This is a genomic window from Massiliimicrobium timonense (assembly GCF_042850985.1).
Taxonomy (GTDB): domain Bacteria; phylum Bacillota_I; class Bacilli_A; order Erysipelotrichales; family Coprobacillaceae; genus Allocoprobacillus.
On the sequence record NZ_AP031415.1, the window covers coordinates 2,131,738 to 2,155,375 of the forward strand.

The 23,638-nt window shown below is 30.8% G+C and carries 18 protein-coding genes and 3 tRNA genes; 1 reads left to right on the forward strand and 20 read right to left on the reverse strand.

Annotated elements, in window-relative coordinates; translation table 11 throughout:
• Nucleotides 1-5: 5 nt before the first annotated feature.
• The 14 genes from ACGHJ8_RS11120 to ACGHJ8_RS11185 all read right to left on the reverse strand — a co-directional run bounded on the left by ACGHJ8_RS11120 (nucleotide 6) and on the right by ACGHJ8_RS11185 (nucleotide 13,632).
• On the reverse strand, nucleotides 6-740 hold the full coding sequence (locus ACGHJ8_RS11120; RefSeq protein WP_390540401.1) for an alpha/beta hydrolase: 735 nt from the start codon (nucleotides 738-740) through the stop codon (nucleotides 6-8).
• 42 nt (nucleotides 741-782) lie between these two features.
• Entirely contained in the window at nucleotides 783-2,072 is a 1,290-nt protein-coding gene (locus ACGHJ8_RS11125; RefSeq protein WP_390540404.1) for a PTS sugar transporter subunit IIC, read from the reverse strand.
• A 137-nt stretch (nucleotides 2,073-2,209) separates the two neighbouring features.
• Nucleotides 2,210-3,178 (reverse strand): choloylglycine hydrolase, encoded by a 969-nt coding sequence (bsh, locus tag ACGHJ8_RS11130; RefSeq protein WP_390540406.1) that lies wholly within the window; start codon nucleotides 3,176-3,178, stop codon nucleotides 2,210-2,212.
• A 104-nt stretch (nucleotides 3,179-3,282) separates the two neighbouring features.
• Nucleotides 3,283-3,358, reverse strand: a tRNA-Ala gene (locus tag ACGHJ8_RS11135).
• Nucleotides 3,359-3,378: 20 nt separating this feature from the next.
• Nucleotides 3,379-3,455: transfer RNA gene (locus tag ACGHJ8_RS11140), tRNA-Ile, on the reverse strand.
• Nucleotides 3,456-3,479: 24 nt separating this feature from the next.
• Nucleotides 3,480-3,556 (reverse strand) — tRNA-Ile (locus tag ACGHJ8_RS11145).
• Between the two features lie 74 nt (nucleotides 3,557-3,630).
• Nucleotides 3,631-4,299: an N-acetylmuramoyl-L-alanine amidase gene (locus tag ACGHJ8_RS11150; RefSeq protein WP_087357993.1), complete on the reverse strand. Its 669-nt coding sequence runs from the start codon at nucleotides 4,297-4,299 to the stop codon at nucleotides 3,631-3,633.
• 229 nt (nucleotides 4,300-4,528) lie between these two features.
• Nucleotides 4,529-5,890 carry an MATE family efflux transporter gene (locus ACGHJ8_RS11155; RefSeq protein ID WP_390540408.1) on the reverse strand — a complete coding sequence of 454 codons (1,362 nt, stop codon included), beginning with the start codon at nucleotides 5,888-5,890 and terminating at the stop codon, nucleotides 4,529-4,531.
• On the reverse strand, nucleotides 5,890-6,516 hold the full coding sequence (locus tag ACGHJ8_RS11160; protein WP_390540410.1) for an HAD family hydrolase: 627 nt from the start codon (nucleotides 6,514-6,516) through the stop codon (nucleotides 5,890-5,892). The genes ACGHJ8_RS11155 and ACGHJ8_RS11160 overlap by 1 nt, the downstream gene beginning before the upstream one ends.
• 90 nt (nucleotides 6,517-6,606) lie before the next feature.
• On the reverse strand, nucleotides 6,607-7,521 hold the full coding sequence (locus tag ACGHJ8_RS11165; protein ID WP_390540412.1) for a LysR family transcriptional regulator: 915 nt from the start codon (nucleotides 7,519-7,521) through the stop codon (nucleotides 6,607-6,609).
• 4 nt (nucleotides 7,522-7,525) lie between these two features.
• A complete protein-coding gene (locus ACGHJ8_RS11170) occupies nucleotides 7,526-9,286 on the reverse strand; it encodes a hypothetical protein (RefSeq protein ID WP_390540414.1) in 1,761 nt (586 codons plus the stop codon).
• Nucleotides 9,283-11,493 carry a glycosyltransferase family 2 protein gene (locus ACGHJ8_RS11175; protein WP_390540416.1) on the reverse strand — a complete coding sequence of 737 codons (2,211 nt, stop codon included), beginning with the start codon at nucleotides 11,491-11,493 and terminating at the stop codon, nucleotides 9,283-9,285. The genes ACGHJ8_RS11170 and ACGHJ8_RS11175 overlap by 4 nt, the downstream gene beginning before the upstream one ends.
• On the reverse strand, nucleotides 11,486-12,538 hold the full coding sequence (locus ACGHJ8_RS11180; protein ID WP_390540418.1) for a glycosyltransferase: 1,053 nt from the start codon (nucleotides 12,536-12,538) through the stop codon (nucleotides 11,486-11,488). The genes ACGHJ8_RS11175 and ACGHJ8_RS11180 overlap by 8 nt, the downstream gene beginning before the upstream one ends.
• On the reverse strand, nucleotides 12,535-13,632 hold the full coding sequence (locus ACGHJ8_RS11185) for a GGDEF domain-containing protein (protein ID WP_390540420.1): 1,098 nt from the start codon (nucleotides 13,630-13,632) through the stop codon (nucleotides 12,535-12,537). The genes ACGHJ8_RS11180 and ACGHJ8_RS11185 overlap by 4 nt, the downstream gene beginning before the upstream one ends.
• Nucleotides 13,633-13,907: 275 nt before the next feature.
• Between ACGHJ8_RS11185 and ACGHJ8_RS11190 the strand changes: the two genes are divergently transcribed.
• Nucleotides 13,908-15,263 (forward strand): ISL3 family transposase, encoded by a 1,356-nt coding sequence (locus ACGHJ8_RS11190; protein ID WP_143746932.1) that lies wholly within the window; start codon nucleotides 13,908-13,910, stop codon nucleotides 15,261-15,263.
• A gap of 55 nt (nucleotides 15,264-15,318) precedes the next feature.
• Here ACGHJ8_RS11190 and ACGHJ8_RS11195 read toward each other — a convergent pair whose 3' ends face one another.
• The 6 genes from ACGHJ8_RS11195 to nrdI form a co-directional block, all read right to left on the reverse strand.
• A complete protein-coding gene (locus tag ACGHJ8_RS11195; protein WP_205089196.1) occupies nucleotides 15,319-17,850 on the reverse strand; it encodes an HD domain-containing phosphohydrolase in 2,532 nt (843 codons plus the stop codon).
• A 1-nt stretch (nucleotide 17,851) separates the two neighbouring features.
• Nucleotides 17,852-19,471, reverse strand: coding sequence for a GH3 auxin-responsive promoter family protein (locus tag ACGHJ8_RS11200; RefSeq protein ID WP_390540423.1), 1,620 nt, complete (start codon nucleotides 19,469-19,471; stop codon nucleotides 17,852-17,854).
• Nucleotides 19,472-19,475: 4 nt separating this feature from the next.
• Complete coding sequence (locus ACGHJ8_RS11205) at nucleotides 19,476-20,018, reverse strand: hypothetical protein (RefSeq protein WP_390540425.1); 543 nt, start codon at nucleotides 20,016-20,018, stop codon at nucleotides 19,476-19,478.
• A 290-nt stretch (nucleotides 20,019-20,308) separates the two neighbouring features.
• Nucleotides 20,309-21,607 (reverse strand): group II intron reverse transcriptase/maturase, encoded by a 1,299-nt coding sequence (ltrA, locus tag ACGHJ8_RS11210; RefSeq protein ID WP_390540427.1) that lies wholly within the window; start codon nucleotides 21,605-21,607, stop codon nucleotides 20,309-20,311.
• 864 nt (nucleotides 21,608-22,471) lie between these two features.
• Nucleotides 22,472-23,029, reverse strand: a complete 558-nt coding sequence (locus tag ACGHJ8_RS11215; protein ID WP_211963289.1) for a DUF3793 family protein — start codon at nucleotides 23,027-23,029, stop codon at nucleotides 22,472-22,474.
• Complete coding sequence (gene nrdI, locus ACGHJ8_RS11220) at nucleotides 23,022-23,378, reverse strand: class Ib ribonucleoside-diphosphate reductase assembly flavoprotein NrdI (RefSeq protein ID WP_087245433.1); 357 nt, start codon at nucleotides 23,376-23,378, stop codon at nucleotides 23,022-23,024. Before nrdI ends, ACGHJ8_RS11215 begins: the two co-directional genes overlap by 8 nt.
• Nucleotides 23,379-23,638 lie beyond the last annotated feature (260 nt).

Sequence of the window (23,638 nt, forward strand, 5' to 3'; positions counted from 1 at the left end):
CCTCCTTAAATTTTTCTTTTTGCATTTGCATAAGCATCACTTCGCTGAATCCAATCTAAAAATTCTTCAATACACTTGTCCCAGAAACGCCATTCATGTTCATAGCCTGGTACACTCAACCATGTTAATGGCATCTTTTTTTCTTTTAAACTTTTAACGAATTGAACATTCGTATTATAAAGAAAATCCTTATCACCACAAGCCATATAAATAGGAATCTCTTGTTGACATTGTTCCAAAACTTCATAAAGATCAATTGGATTTCCCTGCATTTCAATACCTGGTGAAAATGCACCAATAGCCCTATATTTTTCTGGATGACTCAATCCATGATAAAGAGCACCAAATCCCCCCATAGAAAGTCCTGCAATATAAGTATCTTCTTTTCTTGTAGAAACTGGGAAAACTTGAGTAATAAATTCTGGTAATTCATTTTGTATGAAATCTGCGAATAAATCCTCATCTTGATCAATATATTTTTTATTCTCACCAGAAATCATCACAACGGCAATCTGTCTTTCTTCAGCATATAATTCAACATTTGTATAACCACACCACTGTGCATGATTATTTCCAAAACCATGCAATAGATATAATACTGGAAACTTTTGATGGTAGTCATGATGAATCTTTCCTTGATTCATCATACTTTCAGGAATTGTCACTGTTGGTAAAATAACATCAATATCAACAGTTCTCATCAGTGTATAAGAAATAACATTACATTGTATTTTTGCCATAATATCTTCTCCTTTCAAAAAAAAGTTTGTCAATACAAACTTCTATTGAGCTTTCATTTCCTGTTCTTGTTTTAATGCATTGTTATCATCAATTAAGAAGAATGGTAAATACATGATAAAATGAATAGCTAAACTGATTAACCATAACAACAACATGAATATACCACCTTGGAAGAACGTTGTAATAAATCCAGGTGTAACCCAAGGCATTGAAATTGTTGGATTAAACTGAATTGGGAAAATACCAATTAATGCCCAAGCAACAAGTCCAGATGCAGCTGGTGAAAAGACCATTGGGATAACATATAATGGATTTAACATGATTGGGAAACCAAATATAATTGGCTCATTAATATTGAAAATATTAGCTGGAATCACAAGTTTTCGCATAGCTTTATATTTTTCTGATTTCGCAAATAATGTCGCAATACATAATCCTAATGTATTTCCTGCACCACCAATTTGCACACATGCCCCTAAGATTCCAAACACAAGATAAGGCATTGTTTTTCCAGCTAGAAAAGCTTCTGTATTTGCCATAGAGGCCATCATTAATACAGGCATATATGGCATTAAAATCGCATTTGGATGAATTCCAAAGAACCAGATTAAATTCATTAATGAAAAGACAATAATTAATGATATTGGTGAAGCTCCAAAATATGAAATTGGCTGACCAATCAATGTTGAAACAACATTGAATACATTTCCATATGGTGTAAATGTACATGCCCATTTTAAGGCAAAAATTAATGTAAAGATAATCATAGCTACAAATGTAGGTGCTAATGACATACTTACCATTGGTGGTACTGAATCTGGTAATTTCAATTTTAAATTCTTACTCATTAAATAACAGTATAGTCTAGGAATCAATAAACCTAAGATCAAAGCTAAGAAAATTCCATCACTACCCATATAGCTTGTTGATAAAGCTGATACAGAAGTTCCTACTTCATTTGTAAACGTCTGAATCGGCATTAAAATAATAAAGGCTGCTGTTGACATGACAGCTCCAATAATACCTTGTTCTCCTTCATTTCTAGTAAAACAATATCCAATTGCTCCTACAACATAAATAGCAAGTAAAGATAATGTTAAAGATACAACCTCTTGCCCTACTGTATATAATCCTGTACTGTTTAAAAAATCAACCCATGGATCAATAGGCAAATTAGATAAGACAGCAATAACTGCTACACCTAAAGTAATTGGCATAGTATACATAAACCCTTCTGTTAAGGCTTTAATATACTTACTCTTAGCGACCATTGTTGCAAATGGTCCGACAATTTTTTCTAAGCCTACTTGCAGCTTATTAAAAAAATTCATGTTTTTTCCTCCTCCTATTATGAAACTCATAGCGCTAAAATCATTTCATTTTCTAGAAAAAAGTATATCTTACTTCTTTATTTTAAAATGTTTCATTTTTAATATTTTTATTATCAATAATAAACAAAAGAAACTGCCTAAGCAGTTTCATAATATTGGATATTTTGTTGTCTATTTAAAATAAATATATATAATTGTGAAGCTTGAAGATCAAGTTTTTTCATTTGTATACCTTGAATTTGATTATTATCATATGTTTTATAATAGTAAGTCAACTGATCCATGCTCATACAGCATGAATAAATAGTATAATCATCTTTATCTTGACTGGTCTTCACTGAACCTTTGACCATTGCGACAGCATCTAAGATATGAAAAATCTGGCTAATATTTTCATGTTCACAATCATTCATCTTTGCATTGTCTTTTAACCATAACGCTTTAATAAAGCGTGATGCAGGAGAATAATCGCCCGGTAATCCAACTGTTCCTAAACCATTACCATAAGGTTTCATATTTTGATGAATCAAATTATCTTGTGGATATGCTGATGTTAAATGCATATAATGATGAACATTCCAGTGATGATATGGATAAGGTGGATTATTTGTCAATATATGTAATGAATCTTCATATATCTGTAAACCTGTTTTTGTTGATTCTAAAATTAAACTTTCGTTTTGATCAGCAATAATCCAATGCAAAGGAGCTAAAGGCATTTGTGGTAGAAATGGTATATTGATGATATGGAGTTGATGTATGATGGATTTGATTTCATGAACACTTTGATATTGACCTAAAAAATAAGGAATTAATTCATAAGGTGTTAGATTTAACTTTTTATCTTCTTGATCAAAATAATGTGCATTATCTGGAAAATATAAACCAGCCATACATAAACCTTTTTCATTCATTGCTTCAGCATATAATGGATAATCTTCAACAACTGTTGCCATCCCTATCAAAGCATATTGATTTTTAAAATCCGTTCCATTTTTGAATGGAAAATTATAGAATCTTGGTGTAACAACAACTTCTTCTTGAAATCCTGTTTCTAAATCAAGATTTCTTCCAAAATATCCATGACATTGAAAAGCTGTACACATCGTTAATCACCTCTTTTTATTATTATAGACTATTTTGCATAAAATAACAAAAAAACTGCATCAGATGTTTTTCTAAAAACATCCAATGCAGGTTATATCCTATATGGTGGAGCTTAGCGGGATCGAACCGCTGACCTCCTGCGTGCAAAGCAGGCGCTCTCCCAGCTGAGCTAAAGCCCCATAAAAATATATATTATACATGGTGGGCCTGAATGGACTTGAACCATCGACCTCACCCTTATCAGGGGTGCGCTCTAACCAGCTGAGCTACAGGCCCATGTATATATGTGACAGTAATTAATGGTGGGCCTGAATGGACTTGAACCATCGACCTCACCCTTATCAGGGGTGCGCTCTAACCAGCTGAGCTACAGGCCCATTAACGACTGCCCTAATATATTAGCATAGCCTTCATTTTTCGTCAATACTTTTTTTCGTTTTTATATATATTTTTATAGAGGTGCTGCTAGTGAATGAAAATAGTCTTCTATACCATCACTAATGACGATTGCTAATTTTTGATGATACGCACGACTTTTTAATTGTCCTCGTTCATTAGCATTAGATAAAAAACCACATTCTATTAAAACTCCCAATGATTGAGTTGCACGTAAAATATAAAAACTACTTGATGAAACATTCTTCCTTGTTCCTGTTAATGTTTTCATCTGATCATGAATGCAATTGGCTAATCTTTTTCCATCTTCACTTTTTTTATAATAAAACACTTGAGAACCCCAAGCACTAGATGTGGAAGAATTAAGATGTATACTCAAAAATAGATCTGGTTGATATGCATCTACTTGCAAAGCTCTTAAATACATATCATCTTGTTTAGAATAGTTATAATTTCTTTTTGTCATATCTTGATCATCAGTACGTGTCATATATACCGTAGCCCCTCGTGATTCTAATTCCTCTTTTAAAGCAAAACTGATTTTCAAATTTAAAGTATCCTCATCCACCCCTGCTACACTGGCACCATTATCTAAACCACCATGACCTGGGTCTAATACAATCACTCTTTGATTTAATAATTTTGATGATGATACATGAATCACTGGTTTATATAAACATGTACATAAAGCAAAAAGGATAATAAAAGACATCGTTTTTTTCATATGAATCATCACCCGTTTATTTATATGAAAAAAGAAATTCCTTTATGACTTGAATCAAAAAAGAAAGCATATCTTCAATATGCTCCCCCTATTATTATTTCTTTTGACTCAACAACATACAAGATATAGCCACAAATAAAGCTAATACAATCCAGAAAAATGCTCCATCCATAAAATCTACAATCATTTCCATTTTTCCTCCTTACCATCGTTTCAACAAGAATCCTTATTATTCTAAAGTTCTCACTTTTTTCTTGAGATCTTTTCCAATCGTTAACAACATTGTTAAATAACAGGCACCCCCACCAATAAAATTACTAATAGCTTCAGCGATAAAAACACCCTGAATACCAATATATATAGGTAATATAAAAGTCAGTGGTACAACAATCATGACTTTTCTAAATATAGAAAAGAAAACAGCCTGTTTTGATTTTCCTAGTCCTACGGCTATAGATTGTCCACTCATTTGAAAAGCCATCATAAAGAAACCAAAGAAATATAAATGAATGGCTTGAACTCCTTCTTTTAAAATATCAGGATTGTGACTAAAGATTTGAATATAGAGCTGAGGAAATAAGGTAATACTCAACCACAATACAAAACTCGTTAAAAAACAAGTCAATGTCGTAAAACGAATGCCTTTTAAAACTCTTTGATATTGTTTTGCTCCATAGTTATAACCAAGAACTGGCTGTGAAGCATTGGCTAAACCTTGACCGGGTAAAGACACAACCTCTCTAATAGAATTAATAATAGTCATAATGGCAATATAGAAATCTCCACCATAAGTCTGCAAAGTCACATTACAGACAATTGTCACAACTGAATTTGTAATCCCCATCATAAATCCAGCCATACCTAAAGCAAATATCTTTTGAACATGTTTGATTTTCAAAATCATTTTTTCTTTTTTTAATTTTAAAATTGTTTTCTTCCCAGTTAAAAACTGCAAAGTCCATAAAGCAGATATACATTGAGAAATAACAGTTGCTATAGCAGCACCTTTGACTCCCATTGAAAAGACAAATATAAAAAGAGGATCTAAAATAATATTTGTCACTGCTCCTAATAAAACTGTCATCATCCCTATTTTCGCAAATCCTTGACTATTAATAAAGCTATTCAGTCCTAATCCAATTAAAACAAAGGGCGTTCCCAATAAATAAATCGTCATATAATCGTTTGCATAATCAATCGTATTTTCACTTGCTCCAAAAGCCCATAATAAAGGCTCCTTAAAAATAAAACCGACTAACATAATAAGAATAGAACAAATGATTAATAAAGAAAACGCATTTCCCATAATTTCTTCAGCCAGATCATTATCTCCACTACCTCTTGCAATAGAACACAGTGGTGATCCACCCATTCCAAATAAATTCGCAAAAGCAATAATTATTGAAATTAAAGGTAAGCATAATCCTAAACCACTCATAGCTAACGAAGCAACCTCAGGTAATCTTCCAATATAAATACGATCAACAACGTTATATAAAACATTGATAAACTGTGCAACAATCATAGGTCCTGCAATACGTAAAATATGCTGGGACACATTTCCTAAAGCAAAATTATTTTGGGTATTCATTAAATCAACTGTAATAAATCAAGAGGTTTTTCTAAAACAATTGTTGCATCTTTCATTTCTTCTTGAGCGACATTTCCCCACTTCGCATATCCAAAATCAATATGAGCATTCTTTGATGCCAATTCATCTGATTTTGCATCGCCTATGTAAATTACTTCATCTGGTTGTAACTGTAATTTCTTCAGACATTCTAATAATGGTGTAGGATCAGGTTTATGTTTATCAGTATCTTCAGCAAGTATCGTTGCTTTCATATACTTATCTAGTCCTTTTTGTCCCATATCAATTTGATATTGCGCTTTTGTCTTGGCGGATACAACAGCTTGAATGATTCCGGCTTCTTCAGACTTTGAAAAAACGTCTTCAAATCCTTCATAAAGTGTTGCTCCTTCTTCATATTCATTAACATATTGAACCCATCTGGCATATGTTTTTTCTTTATCTTTTATATTTAATTCTTCCATCACTTTCATACCAGGATAAGCAGCAAATTTTAACACTTCTTCAAATGTCCAATCTTCATTTAATTCTTCTTTAATGATTTTCATTAATGGATACATATTCATCTTTAATGTATTTAAAACTGTTCCATCAATATCATAAATCACAGCTTTATACTTTTTCATATAACCATCCTTTCTTTCTATTTCCATACTTATAATTATCTCATGAAAAATTTTAAGAAACAACAAAAAATGATAATGAAAATTTCATTATCAAAGTTGATAAATCTCTTTCAAGATTTTTAAATAAAGACTTCCTGCATGAGAAAGAGCTTCTCTTTTTTTTGTAAGAATTATAAAATTCTGTTGGATATGGATATAAGATAAAGGTATTGATGCAATATTTGTTCTGGCAAATTCTTCTTTTTGCCAAATGTTTCCAAAAATAAAGGCATCTAAAAAACAAAGCATTTGAATCATCGCATGATAATTATTACTGACTATTCTTTTTTGAGATTCTTGAATCATGAAACCGTATTGCGATAATGACGCATTTAAATAACCAAAAAAATCTAATGGAAAGTGTATCCAGATATAATGGTTCAAAAATCTGAGATCTTGTGATAAATCTTTTTCTAAATGGTAATGACGATGATAATGAAGACAGTATGGTTTGCGATCTATCACTTCAACATGAATTTCTTTTGCTTCTGCAATCTTTTGAAAAGCAGGTAAAATCTGATCATTCAAAATAACAATTCCTAATTCTGCTTGTCCATTCACTAAATCTTCTAATACTGATTTAGGTGTTGTTTCATGTAGTTGAATAAACGTTTCCATAGATTGTGTCTGTCTAGAAAATTCTTGTAAAATACGTTTATCTAAAAATAACGAAGATATAGAAACATTCAAATAACAAGGTAATGTCTTTTGATGCATAGTCTTCCACTCATCTATCATACCAAAACGTTCTAGAATATTTTTAGCGTGGTAATAAAGTTCTTTGCCAAGTGGTGTTGTTTCCACCCCTCTATGACTTCTTAATAAGAGCTTTTGCCCCATTTCTTCTTCCATCATTTGAATAGTTTTACTTAAATTAGGCTGAGCTAAATAAAGTATTTTCGCTGCTTTACTGATACTTCCTGCTTCTACAACTGTGACATATTGTTCCAATTGATTTTTTTCCATCATTTCATCTCTTTATCTTATAGATTCCTTCTTCACAAAAGACAGGATACTTTTTTATCACTGCTTCATCAACATATCCCCGATTAAAAATAATCACATAATCATAGCTTTCTATATCTATATCCTCATTTAAATAGGACAATGTATCTACATAAGGTGCGTACAAAAAATATTTCATCGTATAACTTAACTGGTATTGAGAAACTTGCTGATTTTGATTAGAAGCAATGACTAAATAACGTGATAAGTCCATTTGATTACGACTATACCATTGATCTCCTACCAGTTGTTCAACTTGACTGGCAAGAGAAGAAGAATGATTTTGCCGCAAAGCGATTAATTCACATAATTCTGAATATACACATGAGAAAGTGATTATCATGAATACTAAAGTTGTATTTTGATAAATTTTCTTTGTCTGTGGTGAATAAAAAGCTTGATAATGATAACTGTCTTTCAATTGAATATAAAACGAACGTTCAATATCTTTGACTATAGTCATCATAATCATCCCCACATAAAAAACAACGATACTACATATATAGCGTTCCATCCCTGCTAAACGAATAGCCTCATCTTCAGGCATAGAAAACAAATACATCCCTAATAATCCAAATACATATACCACCACAATCATATGTCCTAATAACCATACTTTTTTTAATTGCCATTTTTTCTTTATCAAGAAATGATGAAAAATCAATAATCCAATCACAAGAATTTCAAAGAAAAGAAATGTTTGTGTAGAACGATTGGATAAATGAAAAAGCGATTGAAAAAAGAATAAAATCATCGTAGGATATTGATTCACAGATATTGTTTTTGATAATAAGTCGAACTTATGTGTCATTCCTGCAAAAGTTATAGACATATGATATTTCCATAATAAAAATGGTAATAAACTCATAATCAGAATTGTTATTGTCATGATTAATTTTTGCATCAAAGAAACTGAACTATGCCAACAATACCATTGCCAATATATAAAAGCTATCAACATGAAAAAGAAGCCTATTTCTTTAATAACAGTTAAAAAACCTAGTAATGGTATCAAATACAAAGCACTCATCAAATCATCTCGTTGATGATAGATATACGAGCATATTGCTAAAGTCAGTAATGGTAATATAAAATCTACAAGTAGGTTTTGAATGCGAATTGTGATATTCAAATAAATCATAAAAGTACATCCTGTAGATAATATAACATAAAGTAAAAATCTCTTTTTTTCCTCTATGATACCAAACATAGCATAAAAGCATGAAAATATAAACATATTTTGGCACATAATCATTATGCCCTGATTGTTTCCTAAAAATAAGCAAAAATAATAAATTAACGATGACATACCTAATGGATAATCTTTAAATGCAATAAGTATATCTCTAGCTTCTGGAAAGCGATGATTGGTAAGCATATTTTTTACAACAATTCCCCAATGTGAAAAATTATCAAAATGATCAAATTTTAAAAATAATGACAGAATAAAAAATAGGATAGCTATGATCATAAAACATAAGGTCCATAAAGAACAATATGGAAAAGGTAATCTTTTGATGTTTATTCTTTTGATAGCGATGATTCCTAATATCATCCCAATCAATAGGACAATATATGCCATGATTTGAAGAATGTGAAAAATACCTCCAATATAAATACATAAACCTATCAAACTTAAAGTGAGTACTGGAACATATGTTTTCGTAACTTTTGTTGATAGAAAAGACATATAACCAGCTAAAGATATAAAAAATATAAAAATCATGTTTCATCCACCTTTGTGTATATGAGATGTTGTAGAAATACTTTTAACGCTTTTTTATTGAAGAAAAGTTCCTCAAAATTGATAACTTCTAAAAGGCAAAGTTGATGATTGACTTGCTTTTTAAAACGTAATTGAAAAATCATTCCATACCAATTTAAACAATATTCCTTTAGCTTATCTCCTTGAAAATCTTTCACAAGAAGATAATGATAATTAAAATCAACTACAAAAATTTCCTTACCATTTGTCAAATGAAATACCTGTTCAACAGAAATGCGAAAAGTTTGCCTTTGTTCTTGTTGCCTTTTTTGAAAACGTGATTGAATATTACGATAGAGATCATCATATAGAGAAGACCACTCATCAATATGTGAAGGTAAAGAATGTTTACGATCATGGATAATTTGAAGATATTGGCGATAGTCTTCTTCTGGTGTATCTTGTAATAGCACCACATAAACCCATTGTTCTTGTACAACTTTGACATATAAAAGTTGTACAGGTAACGTGGTTTGATATTGATCAGTTTTGATTTCTATATAAAAAGGAATATCAGCTGGAACATAAAAAGGTAATGATAAAGAAAATGATAAACTGACATAAGAGAAATCAACACTCATTCCCTGATATGTTTGATGATGAAAATGAATATCAATAGCTTCTTGAATAGAAAAACGTTCATATGCACGATATGATGGTCTTCCTAACATAAAGAAAATAGCAAAACACAAAGTTACCAGATTATAAAATAGCCAAAATAAAATAACACTGCTGTAAAATAAGGCAGAGCCATATTTTCCCATGCCATAGCGGATAATTGCCAATATCGTTAGAATAACCAGAATCAAATGAGGAATCATATAGAATAATGAACGTGTATGCATAGTTGCTTTCTTTTTATTTGTGACTTTAAATATTTTTTGATGTATTCCTAATGTTTCTAAAAGGACAGGAATAATTAAAAATGGTGCAAGAATGGTATCAATGATTTGACTCCATCGTTGATTTCTTGTTTGTGTAGATAAAGCGTTTAAAGAAAGATGATAAAAAATAGAAGATGGTAACCAAAAGATCAGTAACTCCCCAAAATGGCATTGAACAAACTGTAAATCAAATAAAGCAAAGAGAATCGGAGCTAAAATAAAAATAAGACGTGTCAAAAAAGACCACCAGTAAAGAAACGCACACAGATAGGATAATCTTAAACCTAAAGAAAGAGATGATGTTGTATAGGCATGTGTATTATATATACTTTGAATGACACCTTGAGCCCAACGAATTCTTTGTTGGATCATACTTGGAATTGTTGTTGTTGATAAGCCAGAAGCAAGAGATTCTTGGGTCGAATAAGTCCAATATCCTGCTTTTTGTAAACGAATGCTTGTTTCAAAATCTTCTGTAACAGTATGGTAAGGAAAACCACCTATCTTTTCAAGAGCTTCACGTAATATCACAGCATTACTTCCTGTATAACTAGCACCAAAATGTGCATTTCTTAAAACATTGATTTCTTTTGAAAAAAAGTCCTGTTCATTGGGAATTGTTGTTTCTGAAAAAAGATGAAATTGAAACAAATCCTGATTATAGAAACTTTGGGGTGTTTGCACTAAAGCAATTGGTAAATAAGAAGATGTCTTTGTATCTTTCATAAAAAAATAAGGAACTGTCTTCATTAAAAAAGTTCTTTCTGGTATCATATCAGCATCAAAAGTCACAATGAGTGGTGAATGTGTCATTGATAAGGCATGATTAAAATTACCTGCTTTTGCATGTTGATTATATTCTAAACCAATATATCCAACACCAAAATGTTCAGCCAGGTGTTTGACTTCTGGTCGATTTTGATCATCACAGATATAAATATGTACAAGCTGTAAGTCTGGATATTCTAAGAAAGTACAGGCATTCACTGTTTTATATAGTAAGTCAACACTTTCATTGTGAGTGGCGATAAAAATATCAATTTCAGGATAATCTTGGGCTTGTAAAACAGGTGGAACCAATCTTTTTTCATCATTCCTCATTTTATGAATGATCAGCTCAAAACTTGTAGAAGTTGTGATAATTTCAGATAACAATAATATAACTGCAAATATAATTTCACCCATACTTTGATTCAATGGCAATGTCCAGAATGTTCGCCAGATCAGATAAAGAGATGAAAAGATAAAGGATAAAATAAAGATGATATTGCTTTTTTTAATCATAGAAAACCCACTTTTTTTGTAGATAATATGAAAGAATAAATAAGCATCCATCTATCATGATTTTACTCATTTGGACTGGCAGAAAAGATTGAAGAAAATACGTTCCTGTAGCTGATAAAAGGAAAATAGTCATACATAAAATCATATAGCGAGGCAATCGATACTTTTGAAAAATAGGTTGAAAGACATATTTTTGGATAAGATGATAATGACAAAGAAGTGAAAATAGACGAGCAAACAAACTACCCAAAAAGATTATTTCAAAAGAAGATAAATTGAAAAGTGTAAACAAGAAATAAAAACTGATAAAAAGGAGCCAATCTACAATAAAACATAAAAAGGAAAAAGATGTATATAAGCAAAATGGGAGGTATAGATTCTTAATAATCAGCCATGTATCTTGAATAGGTCTAAAATGACTATGTTGATTGTGATGGTAATAAATGGTTTGAATCTCTGTCGTATCCAAAATACCTTGTTTTAAAAGAACTACCAATGCATTCATTTCATATTCAAATCTTTGTCCATGAATTTTTAAAAGTGAATCCAGCAATTGATAATCATAACCTCTTAATCCCGTTTGAGTATCTTGAATATAATAACCTGTAGAAAACCATAAAAGAATGGATGCTATACGATTCCCTAGCCACGATTTAATGGGAACATGGTGTAAAGAAAAATCTCTGACACCAAGCATAAATAAACTTTCTTGATGATACATTTTTTCAATGATGTTTTGAATATCTGTCACAGCATGTTGTCCATCACAATCGGCACAGATGATTTTTTGACAAAATGATAAATGTTTTTGAATAAAACGATAACCACTTTTTAAAGCTTCTCCTTTGCCTAGATTTTTTGAATGCTTAATGACATAACATTGTAGTATTTGATCAATAGTATCAAAAATCACTTGATAGTCTTGATTTGAACCATCATTAACAACAACGATATAAAGATGAGATATTTGTTTTAATGCTTTAACATAATCTATAAAATGATATGAAGGTTCTAAAGCTGGAATTAAAATACATGTATTGTTCATAACAACCTCTTTCTATTTTTATATTCATAATCATAATAAATATAATATTTATTTTTTCCTGATTTTTTTGCTTGATATAAGGCCATGTCAGCAAAATAATATAGTGAATGATAATCATGAATGGTAGGACCAACAAAGACAACACCAATACTCATAGATACGTGATTATCATGGTAATAGTGACCTAAACTCTTTTGAAGTTTTTGAATCAAACATTTGAGCTGGGTTTCTAAGTGAGTCATAGGTAATGTATGTGGTATAAAAATCAAAAATTCATCACCACCTATTCTTCCAATAATATCTTGTAAAGAACAATGTTGCGTTAAAAATTGTGCAATCTGTTGTAGTACTTTATCACCCTCTTGATGACCATAATTATCATTAATAGATTTAAAATTATCTACATCTAAAGCCATCATGACACCTTCTTGACAATTTAAACAAAGACAGTTTTGGACATGTAATTCAAAACCTCTACGATTATATACTTTTGTAAGTGAATCAATCTGTGAATTAATTTCTACTTCTTTTAATTGATTGATTAAACATATTTTTTTAATCATATCTTGAGTACGGTCAATAATAATTCCAAGAAATTCATGTTCTAAAGAATAAGTATAAATTGATAAGAACTTTCCATTGATTTCAATAAGATGATCTTCATTCATTTGTTTTTCTAAATTTAAAATATATTCACAAAACTGATCTGGTGCCATTTTTAATGTTTGACGTTGTTGAAAATCTAGTCCTAATAAAGATGCTATATTCATGGAATGATAGGTAGAATGATTTTTATGCAAATATAAAAACATGGCGATATCTTGATGAGGTAGAGGAATAAAGGGCTGATGATGACAGAATATTTGTAATTTAGGGTGATGATCAAATTTTTTTAAATATTTGATTAACATGATATACATCATCATGAAATGAAAAATAATGAGAAGAAAAATAGTAAAGACAAGCTGGATGATATTTAAAAACCATAGTGCTGCAAATCTTTGAAAAATCAAATAAGATAATAAAAACCATAAGATGCAAGCAGTCATAAAAAAATATAAAGTTATTCTTTGATAAAGTTTATTTTCATTCATAACAAATCCTTTCTGTATATTCAAAATATACAAGTCTATTTATATCGCATATCGGTTCGCTTGCATAATATAAATCTCATATCTTAATCCATATAAAATTTATATACCCCAACAAAAAAAAGAAGGATTTCTCCTTCTTAAGGCTCTATACTAAAACTGGAGGGGAAGTAATATTCAAAACTTCATCTTCCAGTTTTTTTATATAATAATAGACATAGTCGATAACTCGTTTTACAATTAGTTCACCACAAACAAAATGAAAGGAGTTATTTTCTATGTCCAATCCCAATTATACCAATGATATCTTAAAATCGCTAGAATTAAATTCAATGAATGGTATGTTTTTTCCTATGCCTTATCCTGATTCTGATTCCTGTTTCAGATACGAACGTAAACCTAATGGTTCCATTATTAAATATGTTAATATCGTATCTTCTTCAATGAGCAAACCTTGTCCTCATTGCGGTTGCATTGATCGTCATGATTCTAAAGGCATCAGAAAAATTTTTCTTACCCATACTTCAAACGGGCATTTAAAGACCATACTCGAGGTCACTTATAGAAGGTACAAATGCAAGCATTGCCATAAATATTTCAAGGATAACATCCCTTTTAGATTCCCTCATTCTAAGCTGACTACCATCGCTGCCCAAACCTGTCTTTTTGGCTTTAGAGAAAATACTGCAATGGCTGTACTTGCTAGATCTCATGGTCTTTCCAAAAGCACTGTCTATAGATTATTTTATCATCATATAGACATTCCTCTAAGATTCTATCATCTTCCTTCTACGATCTCCATTGATGAATTTAGGGCAACAGTTGATGAAGGCACTTTTGCTTTTCATATAACTAATCCCATTACTGGAAAAACTATTGATATCATTGCAGATAGACGTGCTTCTTATCTAAAAAACTATTTCATGAGATTTCCTTACGATGAACGAAAGAAAGTCAAAATCATCGTCATGGATCTCTCAGGTGCTTTCCACTCAATCATGCATTCTCTTTTTCCTCAGGCTCAGATCATTGCTGATAGATTTCATTATACAAGAATTGTAAGAGAAAACATGGTTCAAGCAAGAATCAATTGTTGTAAAAATCTTAAAGATGATTCTCTATCAAAACTTATCAAAAGAAATCTTCATCTTTTTGACCAATATAAAAATAGACTTAATGAAAAGAAAGCGTGGTATTATCCATACTTTAAAAAACACATGACAAACAAGCAGCTAGTTGAAGCAATTCTTGAACTTGAATCGTGTGAAGAGCTAAAAATCAACTATGACATTTATCAGGATTTCCTGAAAATACTTAATGAGCCACACAATGATTATAAGAAAGCATTAAATGATTGGCTTGATCATATTTTCAAGACAGAAAATCATTATTATATGACTACTGCTAAAAACTTCAGGAAAAACTGGTTCATGCCAATACTAAGATCATTGACATATACAACATACTACACGAGAAAAAACAAAAAAATAAAAACATGCTTCAATAATGGATTCATTGAAAGCATGAATAATAAGGTGAAACTAGTCAAGCGTAATGCCTATGGCTATAGATATTTTCAAAACCTAAGAAAAAGAATACTTCTGCATCTTGGTTTTAAGTATGACATTATTTAAAAAAGGAAGTAACTGATTCAGTTACTTCCCCTCCACTCTTGACACAGAGCCCTTCTTAATCTGTAGAATGATTTTTTTCTCTTTGTTCTACTTGTAATTTGATGTGTCCACTTTCTAATAGACGAACAAAAACTTCAGCCAATTGAGGATCAAATTGCTTTCCTGCCTGATTTTTTAATTCTTTGATTGCATACTCAAGTGTAAAAGATTCTTTATAGGAACGCTTTGATGTCATCGCATCAAAAGAATCGGCAACACAAAGAATTCTACCTCCAATAGGAATATCTTCTTTAGAAATACCTCGTGGATAACCTCTGCCATCCCATCTTTCATGATGCGATATAACAACAGGAATAACATAATCAAGTGATGGTAAATAACGAATAATGCCAATAGAGTTTTCCACATGCCCTTTCATAATTTCATATTCTTCACTTGTTAATTTGCCTTGTTTATTGAGTATATCTTCTCGAATACCAATTTTTCCAATATCATGCAAAAGTGCAGCTTCTCGAATAATTTCAACAACATCTTCTTTCAGCCCAATTGCATAAGCCAATTCACAAGCATAATAAGCCACATTTTTAGAATGGGTAAATGTATAATGATCTTTGGTATCAATGGTTGCTGTTAAAGCATAAATCATTTCAGCATATTCTGAATAAATATTTTCTTTATCTTTGGAATCTTTTTGTGTCTGCATAGAAGATTTTGTTTCTTCATTATAAATAACAACCTGATTCTTTCCCCTTCTTTTGGCTTGATATAAAGCCTGGTTGGCATATTCTTCTAACTGCTTTGGATTACTGGCAAGTAGAGGTATAGAAGCAATTCCAAAGCTTCCGGTCACAGATCTTAAAGCAAAATCATCTTGATCATTATTGGCATTAGCTAATTGATAGCGAACATTTTCTGCCAAATCACGAGCTGTCTGTAAACTACATTCTGGTAATAAAATTGCAAATTCTTTTCCTGATAGACGAGAAATAATAGCTGTATCAGGCATTGTTTTTTGCATGATTTGAGCAGCTTTCATAATAGCTTTATCGCCTTCTTTTGTGCCATAAAGCTGATTATAAAGCCTCACATCATCTAAGCTGACTAAAATCAAAGTCAAAGTACACTCTTTTCCTTTTTGAGTAAAAAGTTCTTCAAATTGTTTATAGAAATATTTTCTATTTAATAAACCAGTCATCTCATCACTAATTGCTTCTTGATAGACTATTTCATATAAACGAGAATTTTTTAAGGCAATTGTACTAATAGAAGCAACTGATGATAAAAATTTCATATCTTCATAAGTATATTGATTTTTTAACTTTTTTGTTAATAATACCATTCCAATTAATTCATCTTCTATTAAAGGAACAATACATTCTATCTGCAAATGTTCTAATAATTGTTTCTCATTTTCCCACATTGAACGATAATTTAAACTACGTTTAAAATCATCATAAAGCAAACAATCTTTCTTTTCTTTTAATTCTTCTACTATTGGATTATCTACTTGAAAAGTAAAATTCTGACGTTCTAAGGAAGCATTACCATATATAATATGATAATCTTGATGGTTACCTTCCTGCATACAGACATAGACACGATGCACACCCAATGTTTCTGTGATAATTTCACAAATATCTTGTGCAATTTCATAAACGCTTAAAGTATTTCTTACATGATCTGAAAAGCTTTTCAAATAATCTGCTTGTTGCTTTTCTTCTTTAATAAAGATTTGATCAATAAAACGTTTTAATAATGTCTGAATACAAACAAAAACGAACATAAAAATAATAAAAACAAGAATCATTGGATCTAAGTAATAAGAAAAATGTTGGGCAATAAAATTACGTAATGGAACTAAGTAATTACTAAATAATAAAATCGTAATGATTGCTGAAATAGCATAACAATTTCTTTTAGATACAAGCAACTTTAAATTAAAAAGATGTTTTTTATACAATGCATAGAACAATAGTAAAGCATTAATAATTCCACTTAATATATCTAAAGGTATTCCTTTAAAAATATCAAGCATGATGAGTCCATGACCAAGCAGCAGGATAGAAATACCTGCTAAAATAGGTGTAAACTGATAAAGCATACGATCCCCATTTTTAACACAACAATAAACATTATAAACAATCTGTAATGCACAAATAATGCAAATACCAATAACAATATAAATGTGCCATGTAAAATGATAAATAAAGACAACATCATTGTGTAGCATAATCATTTCTGGAGCTTCTAAAAAAACATGTGTTGTGTAATTTAAAACATTTAAAATAATAGAAATATATAACCAGAAACGACGTATTTTTTCATCTTTTTTACCAATAAATTCAGAAATAAAGTTATAAAAAACATAAGGCATAAAAATAAGACCAATTAAGGACACATCGAACCAGAACGAAGTTGATGGTCCAAAGCACATTCGCATGGCAAAAGAACCACCTGTCCATAAAATCATATCAACAAGTAAAATTAAAAAGGAAAAGATTAATCGATTTTTTTGACTTGCCAGTAAAGCTAAAAAAAGATAAATATAGCATACTAAAGCAAAAATTGAAAAAGAAGCATAACTCATTTTAAATCTTTCCCTCCATTTCATAATAAGATTGTTGTAATGATAGCAGTTTTTGAATCGCATGTATTGAAGGGTTAATACGTTCCATACTCTGTCCATATGCTTTTTTATACATCGCAAATGTTCCTATTTTCAATAATGTTATTTGTAATGGCTCAATACCAAGTATTTTCTTAAGATCTTTATAATCTTGATCAACATAATGAAAATAAACAGAAAGATGCTGACGTAAAACCTCTACTGTAATAGCACGTTCATAAGCTGAAGAAGGTGACACTTCAACATAAAGATGCAAGAAAGGACGATTATTATAGAGTTCTTTTTTAGCACAAAATTCTGTAATAGGTAATCCTGACAATTGGATAACCATTTCTATAGAAGTTTGTGTAATACGTGTAAATCCGGCAATATCAATAACTTCTGGTACACGATCAATATATTTAAATTTAGGTAGACTTCCTTGATCTTGTTGAGTATATGAAACGCAACGATACATATCCCCTACTCTATATCGCATAAAGGCACCACCTTTAAGTACACTTAAGACAATTTCATAAGTTTCATTTTCACAAACTTCATTCAACAAACATGTTTTAGGAACATAGGAAGGGTCTATTTTCATTCTTTCTCTTTCACTGACTGGTAAAAATTCATAAAAACAGGCATCGGGAAAGAAATAAAGTCCATCTCTTTGCCATGTTTCTGTTCCAATCAAAGTTGGCTCAGTTCCAGCAAAAATTTCCATAGGACGAATACCCCATAATCTTTCTAAATCATCTTTATATAAATCATTATCCGTTCCAGCAACCATAAATCCTTTGAGTTGGAATAAATCTTTAGGCATTAAAGTTCGCTGTTCTTTTTTACATATCATCTTTGCTTTTAATATCTTATACAAACGATGTACTGGGATAGACTTCAACATCGAAGAATGAGAATGACTGCCACTACTCATACTATCTAATGCTAAACTAATGTAATAGGTCACAGAACCCAATCCAAAAAAATAATCAATATTTTGAGCCAATCCTTGTTTAAATCCCAGTTTATTTCTCTGTGAAAATGACATGGATTGAGCTTGTTTTACTGGTGGTAGAAATTTGATATTAGTTTCTTGTTCAAAAACCAGTGATACTAATCCTGTAGCATAAGGCAGCGGCGCTAAACCATATAAAATAGTATCTTTATCAGAAACATGAAAATCATTTTTCTTTTGACTTGTTGCTAATAGAAGACAGGCTATGGTGTTATGTTGAAAGCTTTTTAACATGTTTTCAGTATATGGAGCCACTTTAATGGGATGACTGCCTCCTTCCCATGTTGTCTGAATCCATAAAACAGCTTCACCAGGTAAAACCGATGAATCTTTATTCAATAATAAATCGGCATAATCTTCATATGTTGTAAGAGGGATATGCTTTTGAAAATCTTCAAATGAATCTAGTGATTTTCCCTTTAAAATAGATTGCCCTAATACGCTCTTTTTCCATAAATCCATTTGTTCTTCTAATAATCGATGTTGCATTTGCATAAACTTATCAATAGATAAATCTAAAAAGCCACAATATTCCTGCCAGATAGCTTCTTTTGATAGTATTTTCCTTTTATCTTCAAATCGCATATTCTCACCTCCATGTATCTATACATTTTCTTATTGATTGATAAGTAAAAAGCAAAAAAGGAACTTCCTTTTTATATTCATTATAATCCTCAAATTGACAAGGAAAACTGACTTTATCTTGATAACATATATATATAAAATTACCAATGTTGACGATTAATGCAACTATCCACATATGCCATGTCATAACACTTAATGATAGACTAATCATCATTCCTGCTAAAAGCCAAAAGCCAGGATGACGACATAGAGCATAGCATCCTGTCTGACAAACTTTATGTATGTTTTCTTCAACATAGGTATCTGAAAAGGGTAAAGCAAAAAACAATACATAGATGAGAAAAATAAAGAAAACTATAGCTATAACCACAAATACATAATTGACATTTTGATGCCAAGATTGAATATAAGCATATATAATGCCTACAGCGAGTAAAAAACTTCCTAAGAAAAAAGATGGTTGAAGCCATTTTTGATGTAATTGTATCTGATTTTTGTCATATAAGAAATATAAAATAAATGCAGCGACAATAAGAACTATATCCATCTTTATAAACTCCCTAAATTAATTTAAGCATAATCATACATGTTATCATCATACAATTTAAATTGTAAATATTCAATACATTTTGACGAATTTGGTCACATTTTGGTCACATTTTATCTGTTTAGCTATATAAAATTGTATATATTTCTTATATCAGTTCATAGATTTTTGTTATTTTAATAACTTATGATGAATCATTAAATAGGGTAGAGGAATAGAATCAAGTTTTATTGCCCCTCCCGTTGAACCGTACGTACGGTTCTCGTATACGGCTCTACATTTATATCGAATCACAAGCTCTTAAGATAGTAGCTAAGGGGATTGCCCAAACCTGGTCGATTCCCTTTAGCTATGCCTAGAATTATTGGTGATAAAATGCTGTTGACTATAATGAGTCCACTTCTTCTATACCACCCTAGTCTTGTGTTAGCACATTTATAAATATCTTCATCACTAAAGTTGCACTTACATGCTTTGTTGAGTTTCATCAAATTTCCATAAATTGTCATTGGTTTCTTCCACTGCTTAATGATGATACATCGTATCTTGTGGCGTAACCATTGTCCAAATTTTTCAAGGAATTTCTTTACGCACCCTATCTTAAAATAGTTTATCCATCCCCTTACTACTTGATTGACTTTCGTAAATGTTATGGATAATGGTCTTGAAACAGCTTGTTTCCTTGTTAAAATGACTTTTATCTTTTTATATAAGCGTTTCTTTCTATCTTCTGTAGGTCTGCATTTCCATACCTGTCTGTCTTTATAAAAGGTAAATCCTAGGAATTGTCCTTTCACTGGACGTATGACTTTTGTTTTCGTGGCACTAACCTTCAAGAATAGTTTCCTTTCCAGCCATGATATCACCGACTTCATCACTCTATTTGCACTCATTTCACTTTTTACGAAGATAATGCAATCATCTGCATATCTTACGAATCTTAGCCCTCTTGATTCTAGTTCCTTATCAAATTTATCTAAATAGATATTTGATAGTACAACACTGATAGGTCCGCCTTGAGGTGTACCAACTGTTGTGCTTCTAATAAGTCCGTCCTCTAGTACACCTGCTCTTAGATATGCTCGTATAAGATGTAATGTTGCTGCATCATTGACATGCTCTCTTAAGATTGAAATTAACTTGTCATGATTAACCGTATCAAAGAACTTCTCAATGTCCAAATCAACTATCCATTCATAGCCTTCATTCAAATAATATAGCACTTCTTCCATTGCCATATGTGCACTACGTCTTGGTCGGAATCCAAAACTATGTTCACTGAATATTGGCTCATAGATTGTACTTAATACCTGTGCTATGGCTTGTTGAATGACTCGGTCTATGACTGTTGGAATCCCTAATGGTCTTTGCTTTCCATTAGGTTTTGGAATGTAAACTCTCTTGACAGGCATTGGTCGATACTGTTTGTTCATTATCTTTGTGATAAGTTCATCTTGATATTTTTCAAACCAGTATTCAATTTCTTGCACTGTCATTCTGTCTATTCCAGGTGCTCCTTTATTCTGTTTGACCTTTCTGATAGCCATTTCTAAATTCTCTTGACTAAGTATCTTTTCCATTAATTTCATTTGCTGCTCCTCCTCTATTTGTAAATTTATTTGGAACCATCCCAATTACTTTTACCATCTATGATTACGATTCATAGTTCTAGGCTATCCTCATATTCGGATTATCCAAACATTGCTTATAGTGATTTGCACTCTATAAACGTTTCAGTCCTTCAGTATTTCTACCTACTATGACTTCATCTGACTTCTTATGATAAACCTTTTTCGACCGAGGGTACTATCACTGATTTTAAAGTTTATTAGACTTCCTCGTCCATAAGACCTCCCAGGGTAATTCATGAATCCTATTTCTTTCACAACGCCCTGATTTACTGTCTTGGTTTTACGTTTACCATTTGGACTTCGGTTTGTCTTGCAACCTTATCCACCATTTAGCCTTATATCAGGTTTCTGTTCGTACGTTCGAAAGAATCGCTACACCACTTCCTTCACCCATGACATCACTATCAACGGCTTGTGGTTCACTACACTTGGCGGCAACTACCTGTGGTTGGTTTATCTCCAACTGAATCCATGCCATGCCCGGCACACAAGAAAAACTATTCACCCAACGGGTGAATAGAAAAAGAATAAATAAAAGCAGAAAATGCCTATGAAATAAGGATATTTCATGATTATATTATAATCTCATGAATAATTAAGGTATACTATATTATTGTGTCTATTAGGTGATAAGTATAAAAGAGACTATAACTTTTAAAGACTGTAAATCTTTAGAAATAATAGTCTCTTTTATTAACCACAAAACACTTAATTGTATTAGTACATTCAAAAAACATCTTACAACTATAATATAAATTTTATGCATTTCTTGAATCATATATGTCTTAAAAAATATATTTTAGTGCATTTAGCCTGATTTATTCAATGTACTAGTGTTGCTATTTTTCTTCCATTCCTAACTTCTTTTATGAAATATTCTCGAACGGATTTATATAATTTAAATCTTTGTTGAGCTTCATCTGGATTAGAATTATATACTTTCCAAGTCCCAATCATAATGCAAGATTGCGACTCAATAAATCCAATCACATCCTCTAAAGGATAACCTAATAAAACTCCTATTTCATGTGGATACTCAATAGATTCATTCAATCTTTTTTCTAAATGATTAAATACCGAATGAATTGAAAATTTTTTATACCCATAAAGTGAAAGAAAATGCTTTACTTCATCTCTATTAAGTAATGATTCTAATTGCTTTTTTGAAAAAACAAAAATAGTAACTCTACTATTTAAAGGTTGAAAAATATGTATATATATATTTTTGGTTTTTAAAATTTGATTATATGTTTTAATAGTTTCATCAATATCTTCTAATTTTGACTTTTCTAAATGAAACATATTTGCAACCTTACATTTACATAAAGTTGGAGCACAATGGTGAGCTAATAATTCCTCGAAATATTCTTGTTTAGACATTATCAATAATATCTTGAATAGCAGAAACATCAGCATCTGTCCCATTATTTTCAAATCTGTAAAGACATGGAACATCAAATTCCTGACTAATTATATCTCCGGCTTTACAAAAAGCCTCACCATAACCTTTGTCACCAGATACAATTACACCTTGTATAAAATTTGAATTATTTGTTAAAAAATCAGAAACTTCTATTGGTACTTCTCCATATCCATCAGTATAAGTAAACAATAAATATGGTTCAGAAACAATTTCTTTACCTGTTTTAATTTGTAAAGATTCAGAAATCAATAATTGATCAATCATTAATTGAACATTTCCAGTTCTACTTGCATAAACAACTTTCATATTTACCTCCTGGTTAGCTATTGCTAACTTCTATGTTATAATAATATAGCAATTTTAATTACATGTAAAGAATTTTTATAATTTTTAACCATTTTTCCTTTATAGATAGGCTAAAAATCTAATTTTTTTTGGCTATTTAATTGAAAGGGGGAAATTGATATGGCCTATAATCATCAAAAAGAAGAATTAAAATGGAAAAGTAAAAAAAGCCTGGGGAAGATTTTATGAAATTCATGGTTATAGTCCTGGAGTTACTGGTG